The organism is Streptosporangium roseum DSM 43021 (genome assembly GCF_000024865.1).
GTDB classification, from domain to species: domain Bacteria; phylum Actinomycetota; class Actinomycetes; order Streptosporangiales; family Streptosporangiaceae; genus Streptosporangium; species Streptosporangium roseum.
In genome coordinates this window covers 125,256-140,735 of sequence record NC_013595.1, presented here as the reverse complement: position 1 = coordinate 140,735, position 15,480 = coordinate 125,256, and the positions used below count along the sequence as shown (strand labels likewise).

The following is a 15,480-nucleotide window of genomic DNA, read 5'->3' as shown; positions in this document are numbered from 1 at the left end:
TGTACGGATACGGGAGAACCGGATGGGCGCAGCACACGAGGGCAGGTCACGGCGCACCCGCCACCGGGCGGCCTGCGTGCTCCTGGCCGTCGTGCTCCTGGTCCTCTCCGGCGCCGGTACGGCCGCCGCCTCGGCCCGGTCGCTCCCCGCCGGGGTCGTGGTGGTCGGGGTGCCGGGACTGCAGTGGAGCGACCTGGACCGGGCCCGGACGCCGAACCTGTGGAAGCTCGTCGAGCAAGGCGGGGCCGCGTCGCTGTCCACCCGGGCGGTGCCGCTGCCCGACCGGGGCGTCACCTGCCAGGTCGCGGGCTGGCTGACCGTCTCCGCCGGGCAGCGGGCGGGCGCTCCCGGGACGGACTGCGCGCCGCCCGCGCCGCCGCTTCCGGCGCCGGACGGCGGGGCGAGCGTGCCCGGCTGGCCCGGGTTGGTGACCTACAACACCGAGGAGACCTCCTACAAGCCGACGCTGGGGCTGCTCGGGCAGCTCGTGGCGGACGCCGGGGGGAAGGTGGCGGCGGTCGGGCCGGGAGCCGCACTCGGCGCCGCAGACAGGTCCGGAAAAGTCGGGAAATATGCGGCGACCATCGACGGGCTCGGCGACCTGGCACCGTACCGGCTGGTCATGGTGGAGGCCGCCGACCTCGCACGGGCCCTGACCGGGACGGGCCGCGACGACGGTCCGGCCCCGGCGGGCGGGCAGGACAGGCAGGCCGCGGTGGCGGGCGCCGACCGCCAGGTGGGCGCGGTCCTCGACCGGCTCCCGCCGGAGACCACGGTCCTGCTCGGCGGCCTGTCCGACACCTCGGCCGCCCCCCACCTGCACGTGGCCGTCGCCCGGGGCCCGTCCCCCGACGGCGGGCCTTACCCGCGCGGCTACCTGACCACCACCTCCACCCGCCAGGACGGGCTGGTCACCAACACCGACCTGACCGCCACCGTGATCGCCCTGCTCGGCCTGGAGACCCCGAACGGCGTCGTGGGCCACGCGTGGCAGAGTGCCGGGCCGAGCGGGGAGCCGGCCGCCGCCACGGTGCGGAACCTGGCCGGAGAGGACCTCGCGAGCCAGGTGCTGCGCAAGGTGCGGGGGCCGTTCTTCACGGTGTTCGTGGCCGTGCAGATCCTGTTCTACCTGCTGGCGGCGGTCGCGATCCGGCGGGGCTGGGGCGGTTCCCGGGCGCTGACGGCCACCCGGGCCGTCGCGGTGGTCAGCGGTGCGATCGCGATCGCGACCTTCCTGGCCCAGCTCATGCCCTGGTGGAGCCTGCCCGCCCCGATGGCCGCGGTGATCCTGACCATCACCGGCATCGCCTGCGCGATCGCCGGGATCGCCTTCGCCGGGCCGTGGCGGGCGCACGTGCTCGGCCCGCTGACCGTGGTCGCCGCAATCACCTCGCTGGCCCTGCTGGTCGACGTGATGACCGGCTCCAGGCTCCAGGTGAACGCGGTCACCGGCTACGAGCCCGTCACCGGCGGGCGCTTCTACGGCTTCAGCAACATCGCCTTCGCCGTCTACTCCGCCGGGACGATCCTGGCCCTGGCCGGGATCGCCCAGTGGCTGATCTCCCGGGGGCGGCGCACGCTCGCGCTGGCGGTCTGCGCGGCCTACGGGCTGTTCGCGGTGTTCGCCGACGGCTGGCCGGCGTGGGGCGCCGACTTCGGCGGGGTTCCGGCGTTCCTGGTCGGGGTGGCCGTCTTCCTGATCCTGCTGTCCGGCAGCCGGGTCTCACCGGTGAAACTCGGCCTGATCGGCCTGGTCGGCGTCCTGCTCATCGGGGCGATCGCGGTGGCCGACTGGCTCAAGCCCGCCGCGCAACGCACCCACCTGGGCTCCTTCGTCCAGCAGGTGCTGGACGGCGAGGCCTGGACCGTGATCGGGCGCAAGCTCGGCGCGATGGTCGGGGTGACGGTCGGCAACTGGTCGCTGACCCTGCTGTCGCTGGTCGCGCTGGCGTTCCTCTTCCTGGTGCTGGACCGGCCGTCCCGGTGGGGCGCCTCCGCCCTGGGCCGGGCCTACCTGCTCGCGCCCGCGCTGCGCGCCGGGCTGATCGGCGCGCTGACCTGCGCGCTGATCGGGTTCCTGATGAACGACTCGGGCATCGCGATCCCCGCGATGGCGCTCACGGTCGCGGTGCCGCTGACGCTGGCCTCCTGCGTGCGCGCGCTCCAGCTCTCGCCGCCCACCACGCCAGAACGAGCGTCAGCGCCAGCAGGGACCACGGCACCGCCCGCTCTCTGACGACGGTCTTCAGCCAGAGCAGGTCCTCGGGCCGCAGGGCCTCCCTGGCCGGCAGATACCCCAGGGAGAGGATCACCACCCTGGCCACCATGAAGCTCTCCAGCGCGGGCCAGGAGGCCATCGCCAGCAGCGCGAAGGCCAGCCCGTCGTACCAGGGCAGCGCGTACGGCGCGGCGAAAAGCCAGGCGACCACCATCACCGCGGCGATCACCGGAGCCGTGTCCCGGGGCGCCGCCCGCAGCATCAGCCAGGCCAGGACCGCCAGCAGGAGCAGTGAGCCGGCCTGGATCCAGGCCGAGTACGCGCCGGGCCCGAACGCCTCCTGGAGCCCGATCTTGATGAGGTGCCAGGGCGTGCCGTACGAGACCATCCTGCTGGCCACGCCGACCCGGTCGAGGACGTGCGGCCCGGCGAGGCCGTAGACCACCAGCACGGTGGCCGTGGCGGTGCCCGCCACGACGGCGAGCCTGCCGGGCGAGCGGCGCAGCTCCCAGGCCGGGCCCAGCGCGACCAGACCGGCGTTGAGCTTGACCCCGATCCCCACCCCGAGCAGCAGCCCGGACCCCGCGCCACGGGCCATGAACACCGCGACCATGCAGGCGACGGCCAGGGTGTCCACGTGCATCCCGGCGGCCAGGTGGTAGATCATCAGCGGGTTGGCCGCCCACAGGAGTGCCGCCCGCCGCTGCAGGTCCGCGTCGCCCCTGGTGAAGCGGTGCAGCAGCAGCGCGGTCGCGATGAACGCCGCCGCGTTGAACGCCGCCATCACGAACACCGTCAGCCTCACCGAGTCACCCCCGGCGAAACTCGCCAGCGCCTGTACGGCGGTCGCCACCGGGCCGTAGACGCTCGTCACACCGGCCCATTCCTCCACCGCGCCGGTGACGGGGTCGCCGGGCAGCATGGCGGGGGTGACGGCGTAGGGGTCCCGGCCGAGCGTGACCAGGCGGCCGTAGGCGGCGTAGTTGAGGTGGTCGGCCGATCCCGACGGCGGCAGGAGGGCCGCCAGCGCGGCGGCCACGCAGCCTGCCACGAGCAGCAGGCGCGGATCCGGTCCCCACCGGGACCGCAGGGCGACGGCGAGCCCGAGCCCGCCCAGCACGATCGCCGCCGCGGCCATGGCGATCACCAGATGGCCGTCGGGGCGCAGGTCAAGGGAGTAGGGCGGCTGCCAGGAGGGGCCGGGCAGCCGGGGCACCATGGCCGAGGGGCCCAGCAGCCCGATCAGGATCGTCAGCGTGACCGACAGCCCGACGGCCGCGAACGCGGCGGCGCCGAGCCCCCGCGGCACGCCGGATACGGGAACCCGCCTCTCATCGACAGCCAACGGAACCCGAGTCACCCGCAAATTCCAGCACATCCGGCACAGTGCCCGGTGCGGCGCGACCGGGAGGAGCGCCTACCGGCGGGCCAGCAGGGCCCGTGCGACGTCACGGAACTGCCTGGCCCGGTGGAGCTGGGCCTTCCAGTCGGTGCCGGTGGCCCGGTGGGACATCTCCACCTCGACCTCCCGCACGCGGAACCCCCTGCGGAGCAGATCGATCGTAAGAGCGGTCTCCACGCCGAAGCCGTGGGCCAGGGGCCTGGCCGCCTCGAACGCGGCTCTGGTCAGACAGCGCTGGCCGTTGAGCGGCTGGGTGGGCGTCCATCCGGTCGCGCGCTCGATGCCCTCGCGTGCGAGCCTCACCACGAGCCCGTGACCGCCCAGCTTCACGCGGGTGACGAACACGGCGATGGTCATGTCCGCCTCACCTGCCATGACCGGTTTGATCAGGGGCGCGGCCGCGTGCGCGCTCTCGCCCAGGTCGGCGTCGAGGAACAGCAGGTGCCGAGGCTCCTCGCCGTCGAACAGGCGCACGGCCTCGGCGCCGCTCTCCATGGCGGCGGCCTTGCCCCGGTTACGGCTGTGCCGCACGACACGGGCCCCGGCAGCCTTGGCCACCCGGCCCGTCTGGTCCGTCGATCCGTCGTCCACGACCATGACGAGATCCACACCGGAGAGCGCCAGGGCCGCGGCCACGGTGGCGCCTATCCGGTCGGCCTCATCCTTGGCGGGGATGATCACCGCTGTTCCGGTCATCCCTTGGGTTCGGCGGTCAGCAGCTTCCCGGGCACCGCCTCGTGCACGGTGAACACCGAGTCGAGACCGGTGACCTGGAGAATCTTGCGTACGGCGGGCCGCGGTGCCGCCAGCTCCAGGGTGCCGCCGCGCTCTTTCAGACGCTTGAGCGCGGACAGTAGCACGTTCATACCGGTGGAATCACAGAACTCCACCCCGGACATGTCGATGACCACGTAGGTGGTCGGGCTCTCCTGGAGCAGCCGAGTGAACTCGGACTGCAGGCCAGGCGCGGTATATAGGTCGATTTCCCCGACAATGGTCATGACGGTGTGCCCGGCATGAGATCGAGTTGAGACTTTTAGCTCCACAGCGGGCACACTAGCGGCGCGAAGGCCGCTGGTCACGTTCTCTCGCCCAACCCGAGTCGTCGGCCCTTTGTCCCCCGTTTCGCCCTCACGGAAACCGTGAGTGCGCGAAACTTGACACTGTGCAACACCGGCTCAGCCGGAAAGGGGGGAGACCCGGAATCTCCCGACCGTCCCTGCGCTACGTCAGTGGCGGCCGTTGAGTAGAAACGGGCTCGAACGCATCAATGAACACCGACCTTCCTGAGGATCCCCAACGGCAGCGACTCCGGGAGCACCTGGAGTCAATGATCACCCGCACCGAGAAGGCCACCTCGTGGCACGATGCGGCCAACTCCCTGCGCGGCCTGGTGAACCGTGAGGGCTACGTCCCGATCAGAACCCGCCTGGCGACCGAGGACCTCGACTTCCTCGAAGGAGCGCGCGAGGAGCTGCTCGGCTTCGCCGCACTCGGGGTCAGGCTTCTCGACCTGCACCAGCCCCGCGACGCGGGTGGCATCACCAGCGACGCGGCGCACCCGATCCTGCGCTGCCGCAGCTGCATGTGGCGGTGGCCGTGCCCCACCTTCCGCGCCATGGCCGAGTCCTTCGGCAGTCCCAGGACCCCCACCTCCTGCCAGCACGTCGAGCCCGACGACGGCGAGAACGACGAGGACGCCCAGGTGACCCTCGTCGTCCCCGGCCGCTCGCAGAGCCCCGGCCACGCGAAGGGGCCCGGCCGGCCAGGAGAGGGCGGCCGGGTCGAAGAAGCCGGCCGGCCCGGAGAGGCCGGTCGGGCCGGGGAGGAGATCCGGGTGCTGATGACCCCCCACGGGGTCGTGGGAGACATGACCGTCTGATCTCGTGCGGGCCTCCCTCCGGCCTGTGAAGAACCCTCCCGGGAGTCCCGCGGGTCCCGGGAGGGCCCCGCACTGCCGCGCACCGCTCCTCAGGTGGACAGCGGGAGGCGGATCTCGAAGCGGCAGCCGGGCCCGGCGTTGACGACGTCGATGGCCCCCTCGTGTGCCTCGACGATGCCGCGGGCTATCGCCAGGCCGAGCCCGGCCCCCGCGCCGTCCGCGCTGGGGGTCCGGGCCGCCTCGCCGCGGAAGGCCACGTCGAACACGCGGGGCAGGTCGTCCGCCGGGATGCCGCCGCAGCAGTCGGCGACCTGCAGGCAGGCCAGGCCGTCCTCCACCAGCGCGCGCACCCGGACCGTGCCGTCGCCCGGGGTGTGCCTGATCGCGTTGACCACCAGGTTGCGCAGGGCCCGGGACAGCTCTCCGGCGTCGGCCTGGACCGGGACCGCCTGGTCGACCTGGCCCGCCAGCCGTACTCCCTTGGCCCGGGCCAGCGGTTCCACCCCGGCCAGGGCGTCGGCGACCAGGTCGCTGAGGCCGATCCGCCGCCGGGACAGGCGCAGCGCCCCCGCGTGGATCCTGGAGAGCTCGAACAGGTCGCCCACCATGCCCGACAGCCGTTCCACCTCCAGGCGGATCTGCGTGTGATAGCGGCGCACGGTCTCCGGGTCGGCGACCACGCCGTCCTCCAGGGCCTCGGCCATGGCCCGCATGCCGGCCAGCGGGGTGCGCAGGTCGTGGCTGACCCAGGCGACGAGCTCGCGGCGGGCGCTCTCCAGGGCGCGTTCGCGTTCGTGGCCCAGGCGGAGGCGCTCGTAGGCCTCCTCCAGGGTCCTGGCGATGGTGTCGAGCTCGGCGGGGAGACCGCGGGGCGGGGCGAACTCGCCCGAGGGCGGGACGGCGTGCACGGCGGCGACGAGCTTGCGGCTGGCCGCCACGACGCGGCGGGCGAGCACCGTCGCGACCCCCAGCCCGACCAGGCCGCCGACCGCGACCACGCTGAGCACGATGTCCCTGGGCGTGCCCTCGATGATCATTTTCAGGGTGATGGCGACCACACCTCCCACCGTGGCCAGGACGGTCACCACGGCGACCACCGCGAGCATCACCCCGATCGACCGCTCCCGCAGCAGCCGCATCGCGCCGAGCCCGGCCAGCGCGACCAGCAGGCCGAGCCCCGCCGTGACGGCGACGATGAGCAGGATCTCGGGGATCACGGCTGCGTCAGGGGTTCGTAGCGGTAGCCGACGCCCCAGACCGTGACGATGCGCCGGGGGGCGGTCGGGTCCGGCTCGATCTTCTCGCGGAGGCGGCGGACGTGGACGGTCACCGTGGAGGAGTCGCCGAAGGACCAGCCCCAGACCTGGTCGAGCAGGGCGGAGCGGCTGAAGGCCTGGCGGGGGTTGCGCATGAGATGGGCCAGGAGGTCGAACTCGCGGGCGGTCAGCATGATCTGGCCGTCGCCGAGCCGTACCTCGTGGGCGCCGACGTCGACCACGAGGGTGCCGTCCCTGAGCACGCCGGTTCCGGCCGGCGTCGAGGCGCCGCGCGCCCGCCGCAGCACGGACTGGACGCGCAGGGCCAGCTCGCGGGGGCTGAACGGCTTGGTGACGTAGTCGTCGGCGCCGGTCTCCAGACCGACGACCCTGTCGATCTCCTCCCCCAGGGCGGTCAGCATGATCACCGGAACCGGCCAGCGCTCCCTGAGCTTCCTGCAGACCTGGAGCCCGTCCATCTTCGGCAGCATGAGGTCGAGCACCAGCAGGTCCGGCGGGTCGGACAGCGCGCGCCTGAGCGCTTCGGCGCCGTCTCCGACGCATTCGACCACGTGGCCGTCGCGTTCCAGGTAGCGGGCCACGACCTCGGCCACCGTCGGGTCGTCGTCGACCACCAGAATCCGCGCGCTCATGTTTCCCACGTTAGGCCCGGTGGTGGCCGATCCCTACGCGCGTCACCACTCCGTAAGCACTGGATCGTTATGGTTCGGGCTCCCAACCGGCCGGTCCCGGACGTACGGTGGGATCATGAGTCGTACCGTCATGGCAGTCCTGGGCGTCGTCCTCGCGCTCTACGTCGTGTTCGGGCTCGTGCTGCCCGCTCTGTTCGGGCTGTTCAAGTTCCTGATCGTGCTGGCGCTGGTCGCCTTCGTGGTCGTCGCCGTGGTCACGGTCGCGGGCAAGTTCGCCAAGTGAGCGTGCTGCTCGCCCTCCAGACGCTGTCCGTCTGGATGTTCGACGGCGGCGGGGCCGTGACGGCGACCGCGGTGGTCGGGCTGGGCGTGCTCCTGCTCGCCTGGGCGCTGCGCGCGCTGCCCCTCACCTCGGAGGCGGGCCCACGCTCGGCGCTGTCCCGCCGGGACCGGGCCAGGCAGACCATGTTCGTCCGGCAGCGCGACCCCGACGCGGCCGGGCGGTCACGGCCGAGAGCACCCTCACCGGGCCCGGCGCCCGCGTAGAGCCACGCTCGGACACGTCCGGATCGCGGGCGCCTTCTGTGCTGATTCCATTCCAGTCAGAAGGGCTCCCATGTTCGACCCCGTCATCGAGTTCACCGCCGATCTCATCACCGCGCTCGCCCAGCCGCTGGGCTCCACCGCACTGGCGATCGTCCTGTTCACCCTCGGCGTCCGGCTCCTGCTGCTCCCGCTCAGCGTCATGCAGGCCAGGGGCGAGCGGGTCAGGGCGCGGCTGGCGCCCGAGGTCCAGGAGCTGCGGAGGCGGCACGGGCGCGACCCCGAGAGGCTCCACCGGGAGCTGACCGCGCTCTACGCCGGGGAGAAGGCCTCACCGCTGGCCGGCTGCCTGCCGGGCTTCGCCCAGATGCCGTTCTTCATGCTGATGTACCAGGTCTTCGCCTCCTCGGTGATCGCCGGGCACGCGAACGCCCTCCTCACCCACGGGCTGTTCGGCGTGCCGCTGGGACAGCAGTTCGCGGGCGCGGTGGCCGGGTTCGGACTGCTCAGCGTGCCCACCCTGGTCTTCGCCGGGCTCTTCCTGCTGCTGCTCGCCGTGGCATCGGTCACATCGCGGCGGATGCGCCGCACGATGGGCGAGCAGGTCCAGCCGGAGCTGCTCCGCAGGGTGATGCCGCTCCTGCCGTTCGGGACGCTGCTGGCCGCGGCCGTGCTCCCCCTCGCGGCGGGGCTCTACCTGCTGGTCACCACGGCATGGGCGGCCGGCGAGAGGGCGGTGCTGTACCGCGCGGCGCCCGCCGGAGGGTGATCATGCTGTACGGCGCGGCGCCCGCCGGAGGGTGATCAGGACCTTGTCCCGCTTCACCGGGGTGAAGCGGGACGGGACCTATCCGCATTCCCTCAGGATGGGTTCGGGGATGGAAACCTGACCGTTACCGTTACTCACAGTGCTGACAGTCGTCACCACCGCCCAGACAGTGGTGATCTCACCGTCGTGTCTGACCCCCCATTTCGCGGCCAGATACTCGACGATGCCAAGGCCCCTGCCCCCCAGGGAGGAGAGCGTGGGCCGACCGGCCCTCGGCTCGGTGGCGGCGCCTCCGTCACTCACCGCGACCTCGACATGCCCGTCAGTCCAGCGCCACGCCACCCTGATCTGACCGGACGGTAAAGGATGTGCGTGCCGCAGCGCGTTGCTCAGCAGCTCGCTCACCACGAGGACCGCATCATCTATCGCGGTCTCGTAGACCCCCCATTCCTGCAGGTCAGAGCAGAGGCGTTGGCGTGCGACAGCGACGCTGGACGGTGCATACGGCAACAACACGACGCTCGACGCACTCACCTCCCCGTATCCCTGTTCCCCCTGAGGAACACACCCCAGTACGACCGAAATGCCCCGTTAGATGGTCTTAGAAACCGAGCGCCAATTACAGCTTGTGCACATTCGACAATAGATCAGCTCATCCGTTACCGGGTCGTTACCGCATCGGCGTGTCACTTAGGTAAGGGCGCCTGGCGTGTCGGCAATGCGCAGGGCCAGTCTCATGCGGGTGCCGCCCCCCGGACGAGGGTGGGCCGACACCTCGGCTCCCTGGGCCTGGGCCAGGCTGCGCACGATGTAAAGACCGAGGCCGACCCCGCCGAACCGGCGGCGGTCGCCGCTGTCGCCCTGGACGAAGCGTTCGAAGACGCGCTCCCTGCTGGCCGGGTCGATGCCCACGCCCTCGTCGTCCACGACCACTATCACCCGCTCGCCGGCGGCCCAGGCCTCGACCCTGATGAGGCCGCCGTCCGGCGAATACTTGAACGCGTTCTCCAGGAGCTGGCCGAGCATGATGTCGGTGGCGAGCGCGTCGCCGGAGACCGAGGGCAGATCCTCGGGGATGCTCACCTCGACCCGGTGCAGGTCCGACAGGACCGGCAGGCCCAGCGTGGCGGCCCGGAGCAGCTCGCCGAGGTCGAACCCCTCGATCCTGAGGGTGAGCTCACCCGCCCCGGCACGGGAGCCCAGCAGCAGGTGGTCCATGAGCTGGCCGAGGGAGCGAGCCCGCTCGGCGATGGTGTGCACGGCCGCGCGCCGCTCGGCGTCGGTCATGTTGTCCCAGCGCGAGTCGAGCGTGCCGGCGAAGCCGCGGACCACCGTGATCGGGGTGCGCAGCTCGTGACTGGTGGTGGCGAGGAAGAGGTCCTTGGCCTCCTCCAGCTCCTTGGCCCGGGTGATGTCGCGGAAGTCGACCACGATCTCGCCCGTCTCCACGATCTCGGCGCAGAGCACGTCCAGCCAGGCGCCCGAGGGCAGTTGAAGGGTGAGCTTGTCGCCCGGCTCCGGCAGCTGGAACGGCGGCGGCCCGCCGATCACCTCGGCCGCGTGGAAGCCCGTCAGCTCGGTGGCGGCCGGGTTCCACTGGATGACCCGGCCCGCGCCGTCGAGGACCGCGATGCCGTCGGCGCTGGCGTCGAACACGGCCCGCTCGTGGGCGCGCTGCCGTACGGCCTCCTGGTAGGCCATGGCGTTGGCGACGGCGATCCCGGCGTGCCCGGCGAGCAGTTCGAGCAGCTCCAGCTCCACATGGCCGGCCTTGCGCTTGGCGAACAGGGCGTACAGCGCGCCGTACGGCCGGCCGCCCACCGCGGCGACGCCGAGCGCGATGGTGTGCAGGCCGGGGAGCTGCGACCAGATCAGCTCGTCCAGCCGGGCCTGGTCGCCGGTCTCCAGCATCACTGTCCTGCCGGTGCGCAGGAGCTTGCCGACCAGGCTCGTACGGAGGTCGGCGGTGGAGTCGCGCAGCGAGCCGGGGAGCCGGTGGCTGGCCACGAGTCGGACCCGGTCGCCCTCGATGAGCACGAACCCGCCCGCGTCGGCCCCCGTCAGCTCGGCGAGGCTGGCCGCGATCCGGTCGAGCACGGCGGGCAGCTCCCGCTCCGCGTTGATGTCGGCGACCACGTCGGTGAGCCTGCGGACGAGCTGCGCCCGGCGGGCCACCCGGTCGTGGGCGGTCTCGTCGTCCTGGGTCAGGTGGTAGACACTGACGTAGCCGAGCAGGACCCCCGCCTCGGAGCGGAGCGCGCTGGTGTCGACCCGCACGTCGATCAGGCTGCCGTCCCGGCGGAACCGCTTGGTCCGCAGCGAGACCTGGCCACCGGTGCGGACCCGTTCCAGGACCGCGTTGTGCTCGGCCGTCAGCTCCTCGGGGACCAGCGGGACCCGGCGGCCGAGCAGCTCCCCGGCGGACCAGCCGAACAGCCGCTCGGCGGCGGGATTCCACGTCAGGACCGCCTGATCCCGGTCGATGGCGACGATCGCGTTGGGCGCACCGGCGATGACCGCACGGCCGATGCCGTCGTCACTGGCGGCCCTGTTGTCACCCACGCATCCATAGTGCCGCGTCAACCAGCCTGATCTTGGCACTTTCGTCCGCATGTGCTGACACTCGTTGGGGTGATCCGTCCGATACGCTGCGGTCACCACACACCTGGATACGAAAGGGTGGGGCCATGTCATCCGGTGACATCGACGCACTGCTACGGGTGACCTCGCCCGACTACATAGGGAAAACCCACCCCGACATCGCGTTCGGCACCCTGGACGGCCCTGTGGGGCGGCTCATCCTGGCGGTGACCAACCGCGGCGTCGTGGCGTGCAGCTACGAGGACGAGAACGTCGTCTTCGAGCGCGTCAGCCGGGAGGTCGGATCGTTCATCGGGCCGGACCCGCGGCGGCTCGATCCGGTCCGCCGGGAGCTGGACGCCTACTTCTCCGGGCGGCTGCGCGCCTTCACCATCACGGCGGACCTGCGGCTGGCGACCTCTTTCGCCAGGACCGTGCTGCAGATGATGATCGCCGTGCCGTACGGAACGGTGACCACCTACCGCGAGATCGCCGAGCGGATCGGCAGGCCGAGGGCGCTGCGGGCGGTCGGCAACGCGCTGGGGAGCAACCCCGTCTGCGTGATCGTGCCCTGCCACCGGGTGGTCGAGAACGAGGCCGTCCTCGGCGGTTACGCGGGGGGCGCGACCGCCAAGGGGCGACTGCTGCGTGTCGAGGGAGCCAACGGGAGCCGCTCACCCGGCGGCTCGTAGGCCGCGTTCACGAGAGCTCTGCACGCCCGCGACCGGCGCGCCCGTGGCGCGCCGGTTCACCTGCGGCGGCGGAGCGCGCCGAGGCCGAGGGTGACCAGGCCCGCGACCAGGAACGCGCCGACCGCCGCGCTCATCCACGGCTGCGGGGTGAAGCCGACGGCCTGCCGGACGCCGTTCCAGATCGCCGCCCACCACGGCACGGCCGAGGGCGCGGCGAGCAGCCACCAGGTGGCGAAGCCGAGCACCCACGGGATCACCATGAGCCAGCGGGAGGGCGCGTTCTCGGAGGTGTCCCAGTCCCTGCCGTGGCCGAGCAGGAAGTAGTCGACCGCCAGCACGCCGAGCATCGGCACGAACACCGCGCCGATGATGCCGAGGAACGCCCCGTAGGAGTTGACGTCGACGACGAGGGCGACGCCGGTGGTCAGCACGCCGATGGCCACGGAGAAGATCCGGCGGTCCACCCGCGGCATCAGGTTCTGCAGCGACATCGCCGTGGAGTAGACGTTCGCGAACGACTGGTCGGTCTCGCGCAGCACGAGGATGCCGAAGAACAGCGCGCCGAGCGGAGCCGCCACGAACGGCGCGAACACGGCCGTCGGCTGATCGGACACCGCGCCGTGACCGGCGAGCGCGACCGCGTAGACGCCGACGGCCAGGCAGGCCACCTGGGCGATGGTGTAGCCGCCGACGACGCCGCCGAACGCCGCGCGGCTGGAGCGGGAGTATCTGGCGTAGTCCGCCGCGACCGGCACCCATGACACCGACAGGGCGATGACGAAGTCCACGGCCGGCGCGAAGGCGTCCCAGGAGCCACCCGTCTGGGCGGGGGTGTCACGCAGGAAGACCACCGCGAACCAGATGATCGAGATGACCACGCCGACCGTGACGAAGCGCCGCAGCAGCCTGATCGCGCCCAGCGGGTAGATGGTCAGCGCCGTCGTCAGGACTCCGGCCGCGATCGCCCAGGCCGCGTAGGGGACGGACGTCCCGAAGATCGCCTGTGCGCCCATGGCGACGACCCACAGCTCGAACGCGCCCCAGCCGATCATCTGGATGATGTTGAGCACGGTCGGGACGGCGGAGAGCCGCGCGCCGAACAGCCCCCGCAGCAGCACCATCGCGGGCTGGCCGGTCTGCGCCCCGGGCACCGCGGCGAGACCGACCATCGCGGTGCCGATGAGGCTGCCGACGAGGGAGGCGACCAGCGCCGCGGTGAAGGTGAGCGGGTTGTCGTCGTTCAGCGGGTTGATCAGGAAAAGCGCGAAGGAGAAGCCGAGCAGGCTGACGCCCAGATTGGCCCAGAACGCGCCCTGGTCGAGCGCGCCGAGGGTCTTCGGCGGAGCCTGGTCGAGAGTGAGGGGGGCCTCGGCATGCTTGGCATCGATGACGTCAGACGTCATGAAACGCTCCCTACGCCGGCATTACCCGGACAGGTTCATGCGGTCGGCGGCGCGTCGGAGGGGCCACATGCCCCTCTGCCTGGTTCCGCCCTCTCAGCCCGGTTCCGCCCGAGCTCCCGCGGTAGATAATTCGCCCCGAATTATGTCATCCCTTCCCTTTTCCGCAAGGGCCGGGTCAGGCGACGAACGGATCCTGCCCGCTCTCGCTGACCATGGGCCGACCGGCGACCTCCCAAGACTGCATGCCTCCGCCCACGTTGATCGCGTCCCAGCCGACATGGCCGAGCCAGGCGGCGGCGTGGGCGGAACGGCTGCCGGCGCGGCAGACCACGTAGACGGGCGCGTCCTTGGGCACCTCGCCGACCCGGGCCTGCAGCTCACCGAGCGGGATGTGGACGGCCGCGGGCGCGTGCCCGGCCCGCCACTCGTCGTTCTCTCTCACGTCAAGCAGGAACGCGCCATCCGGCACGTCCTGCACCTCGACCTCAGGAACACTCATGGCATCCATTCTTTCAAGTCCGTCACCGGATGGGGCGCAAAGCGGCTGGACCGCCCGCAACCTCATCAACATATGCGCGCGGGCGCTCATGAGCGGACTCGGGCGCTCCCCGCCGAACGCGCCGGCCTGGCGCTCTCCGCCGCAGGTCAGAGCCGACCGGCGCGGAGCGAGGGCGGAGCGCCGGAAGAGGGCGGGGCACCGTCCGGCCGGGTTCGGGGCATGTCCGTGAGGAGCCGGGCCATGGCCGGAAAGGCCTCCCGGGGCGCGTGCCCGAGCGGCCGGGTCAGGGCACGTCCCAGAAGGCGAGCTCGTGGGCCATCCCCTCGGTGAACAGTGCCCCGGCCCTGCCGAGGTCCGGCACGGCCTCGTCGATCATCACGGCGATGCGACCGGTCAGCTCGGCGAAGCCGGGATGCGCGTAGGTATCGACCCAGGCCCGGTAGCGCGGCTCGGCCGGAGGGTTCTCGGCGAGGACGCGTCCGAGGGTGGAGTAGCCCCACATGCAGGGGTAGAGCGCGGCCAGGCCGTCGGCGTAGTCCGCCGCGGAGTCGAGCAGGAAGGAGGTGTAGGCCACGCAGGCCGGCCCCTTCTTCGCTCCGTCGAGGTCGGCGCCGAACTCGGCCGACAGGGACCGGTGCAGGGCCAGCTCCTCGTGGAAGGTGGCGTGGGCCAGGTCCACCAGGTCGCCCAGGTGCCCGTCCGGGGCCTGCCAGGCCAGCCGTGAGAACACCCGCACGTAGTCGAGGAGGAACAGGTAGTCCTGCTCCAGCCACGACCGGAACACCGGCTCCGCCAGGTTCCCCTTGGCGATCCCCACCACCGTCGGGTGGGCGAGCTGCGCCTCGACGAGCGGGCGGCCGATGGCATGGAGTTCTGCAGAAATGCTCATAAGCCGAGCATTGTCTCAGGTCAGGGCAGCGGCGCCGAAGGAGACGCCGAAGCGCTTGCACCAGATGGTGGCGGTCCTCAGGCTGTCCAGGTCGGCCCCGGCCGGGATGGCGTAGTTGGCGTTGCCCCTGTTGCCCTTGAGCTCGCCCAGTTCGAGGTGCTTGCCGTCGTCGAGGTTGAACCACCCGGCCCTGCCCTCCTTGACAGGCTGGTCGCTCAGCCAGACCCGGAGGTCGGGACCGTCTGAGGTCTCCAGGCCCTCGATCCTGAGCACCCGGCTGCCGTCGGCCAGCTCCAGCACCCTGGCCCTGCCCTCGGTGCTGTGCTCGTGCGAGACGAACGTGCCCGCGGCCAGGGTCCTGGGCCCTTCCGCGGCCTTCGCCCGCCCGTCCGGCGGCCGGGTGGCGGTGGTCCGCCCGCCCGCCTCCGGGGTCGCCCTCGGGGTCACGGCGGCGACCGGTACGGCCTCGTCCACCTCGACCGTGGTGAACAGGCGCCAGGGCTGGAACAGGTACAGGGCGACGCCGAGCGCGACGGCGCCCAGCGTCATGACCGCCCAGGCGGCCGGGTGGCGGAGCAGTCTCCTGATACGCATGATGTCCTCCGGACCCTGTGGTCGTCACGATGTCCAGGGCCTTGGGGCGAAGGTATCCCGGATACCCGCCACCAGCGCTTACGTGGTGCTTACGGCATAG

General features: G+C 71.9%; 17 protein-coding genes. 6 read left to right on the top strand and 11 right to left on the bottom strand.

What is annotated here, in order from left to right:
• The first annotated feature begins 22 nt into the window (after positions 1 to 22).
• The gene (locus SROS_RS00675; protein ID WP_012886938.1) at positions 23 to 2,236 is read left to right on the top strand and encodes a hypothetical protein; all 2,214 of its coding nucleotides are present in this window, start codon (positions 23 to 25) and stop codon (positions 2,234 to 2,236) included.
• Here the strand turns inward: SROS_RS00675 and mptB are convergent.
• The 3 genes from mptB to SROS_RS00665 form a co-directional block, all read right to left on the bottom strand.
• A complete protein-coding gene (mptB, locus tag SROS_RS49010) occupies positions 2,118 to 3,527 on the bottom strand; it encodes a polyprenol phosphomannose-dependent alpha 1,6 mannosyltransferase MptB (protein ID WP_245564531.1) in 1,410 nt (469 codons plus the stop codon). The genes SROS_RS00675 and mptB overlap by 119 nt on opposite strands.
• Positions 3,528 to 3,635: 108 nt before the next feature.
• Positions 3,636 to 4,316 carry a glycosyltransferase family 2 protein gene (locus SROS_RS00670; protein ID WP_012886936.1) on the bottom strand — a complete coding sequence of 227 codons (681 nt, stop codon included), beginning with the start codon at positions 4,314 to 4,316 and terminating at the stop codon, positions 3,636 to 3,638.
• Positions 4,313 to 4,666, bottom strand: coding sequence for an STAS domain-containing protein (locus SROS_RS00665; RefSeq protein ID WP_012886935.1), 354 nt, complete (start codon positions 4,664 to 4,666; stop codon positions 4,313 to 4,315). Before SROS_RS00665 ends, SROS_RS00670 begins: the two co-directional genes overlap by 4 nt.
• Positions 4,667 to 4,950: 284 nt before the next feature.
• Here SROS_RS00665 and SROS_RS52565 point away from each other — a divergent pair, with 284 nt between their 5' ends.
• Positions 4,951 to 5,502 (top strand): hypothetical protein, encoded by a 552-nt coding sequence (locus SROS_RS52565; RefSeq protein ID WP_012886934.1) that lies wholly within the window; start codon positions 4,951 to 4,953, stop codon positions 5,500 to 5,502.
• Positions 5,503 to 5,591: 89 nt separating this feature from the next.
• On the opposite strand, the gene SROS_RS00655 is transcribed toward SROS_RS52565, so the two are convergent.
• Both SROS_RS00655 and SROS_RS00650 read right to left on the bottom strand, forming a co-directional pair.
• Positions 5,592 to 6,719, bottom strand: a complete 1,128-nt coding sequence (locus SROS_RS00655) for a sensor histidine kinase (protein ID WP_012886933.1) — start codon at positions 6,717 to 6,719, stop codon at positions 5,592 to 5,594.
• The gene (locus SROS_RS00650; RefSeq protein ID WP_012886932.1) at positions 6,716 to 7,411 is read right to left on the bottom strand and encodes a response regulator transcription factor; all 696 of its coding nucleotides are present in this window, start codon (positions 7,409 to 7,411) and stop codon (positions 6,716 to 6,718) included. The genes SROS_RS00655 and SROS_RS00650 overlap by 4 nt, the downstream gene beginning before the upstream one ends.
• A 115-nt stretch (positions 7,412 to 7,526) precedes the next feature.
• Between SROS_RS00650 and SROS_RS50635 the strand changes: the two genes are divergently transcribed.
• The 3 genes from SROS_RS50635 (at position 7,527) to SROS_RS00640 (ending at position 8,723) form a co-directional block, all read left to right on the top strand.
• Positions 7,527 to 7,694, top strand: a complete 168-nt coding sequence (locus SROS_RS50635; protein ID WP_165781303.1) for a hypothetical protein — start codon at positions 7,527 to 7,529, stop codon at positions 7,692 to 7,694.
• Entirely contained in the window at positions 7,691 to 7,957 is a 267-nt protein-coding gene (locus SROS_RS00645) for a DUF6412 domain-containing protein (RefSeq protein ID WP_012886930.1), read from the top strand. The genes SROS_RS50635 and SROS_RS00645 overlap by 4 nt, the downstream gene beginning before the upstream one ends.
• A gap of 70 nt (positions 7,958 to 8,027) precedes the next feature.
• Complete coding sequence (locus SROS_RS00640; RefSeq protein WP_012886929.1) at positions 8,028 to 8,723, top strand: YidC/Oxa1 family membrane protein insertase; 696 nt, start codon at positions 8,028 to 8,030, stop codon at positions 8,721 to 8,723.
• Positions 8,724 to 8,801: 78 nt separating this feature from the next.
• Here SROS_RS00640 and SROS_RS00635 read toward each other — a convergent pair whose 3' ends face one another.
• Positions 8,802 to 9,239, bottom strand: a complete 438-nt coding sequence (locus tag SROS_RS00635) for an ATP-binding protein (protein ID WP_245564697.1) — start codon at positions 9,237 to 9,239, stop codon at positions 8,802 to 8,804.
• Positions 9,240 to 9,413: 174 nt separating this feature from the next.
• Positions 9,414 to 11,336 carry a sensor histidine kinase gene (locus tag SROS_RS00630; RefSeq protein WP_012886928.1) on the bottom strand — a complete coding sequence of 641 codons (1,923 nt, stop codon included), beginning with the start codon at positions 11,334 to 11,336 and terminating at the stop codon, positions 9,414 to 9,416.
• A gap of 74 nt (positions 11,337 to 11,410) precedes the next feature.
• Here SROS_RS00630 and SROS_RS00625 point away from each other — a divergent pair, with 74 nt between their 5' ends.
• Complete coding sequence (locus tag SROS_RS00625) at positions 11,411 to 11,995, top strand: methylated-DNA--[protein]-cysteine S-methyltransferase (RefSeq protein ID WP_012886927.1); 585 nt, start codon at positions 11,411 to 11,413, stop codon at positions 11,993 to 11,995.
• A gap of 56 nt (positions 11,996 to 12,051) precedes the next feature.
• On the opposite strand, the gene SROS_RS00620 is transcribed toward SROS_RS00625, so the two are convergent.
• The 4 genes from SROS_RS00620 to SROS_RS00605 all read right to left on the bottom strand — a co-directional run bounded on the left by SROS_RS00620 (position 12,052) and on the right by SROS_RS00605 (position 15,380).
• Entirely contained in the window at positions 12,052 to 13,398 is a 1,347-nt protein-coding gene (locus tag SROS_RS00620) for a purine-cytosine permease family protein (protein WP_012886926.1), read from the bottom strand.
• A 175-nt stretch (positions 13,399 to 13,573) separates the two neighbouring features.
• On the bottom strand, positions 13,574 to 13,906 hold the full coding sequence (locus SROS_RS00615) for a rhodanese-like domain-containing protein (RefSeq protein WP_012886925.1): 333 nt from the start codon (positions 13,904 to 13,906) through the stop codon (positions 13,574 to 13,576).
• A 274-nt stretch (positions 13,907 to 14,180) separates the two neighbouring features.
• Positions 14,181 to 14,786, bottom strand: coding sequence for a TenA family protein (locus SROS_RS00610; RefSeq protein ID WP_012886924.1), 606 nt, complete (start codon positions 14,784 to 14,786; stop codon positions 14,181 to 14,183).
• A 15-nt stretch (positions 14,787 to 14,801) separates the two neighbouring features.
• Positions 14,802 to 15,380 (bottom strand): DM13 domain-containing protein, encoded by a 579-nt coding sequence (locus SROS_RS00605; RefSeq protein WP_012886923.1) that lies wholly within the window; start codon positions 15,378 to 15,380, stop codon positions 14,802 to 14,804.
• Positions 15,381 to 15,480 lie beyond the last annotated feature (100 nt).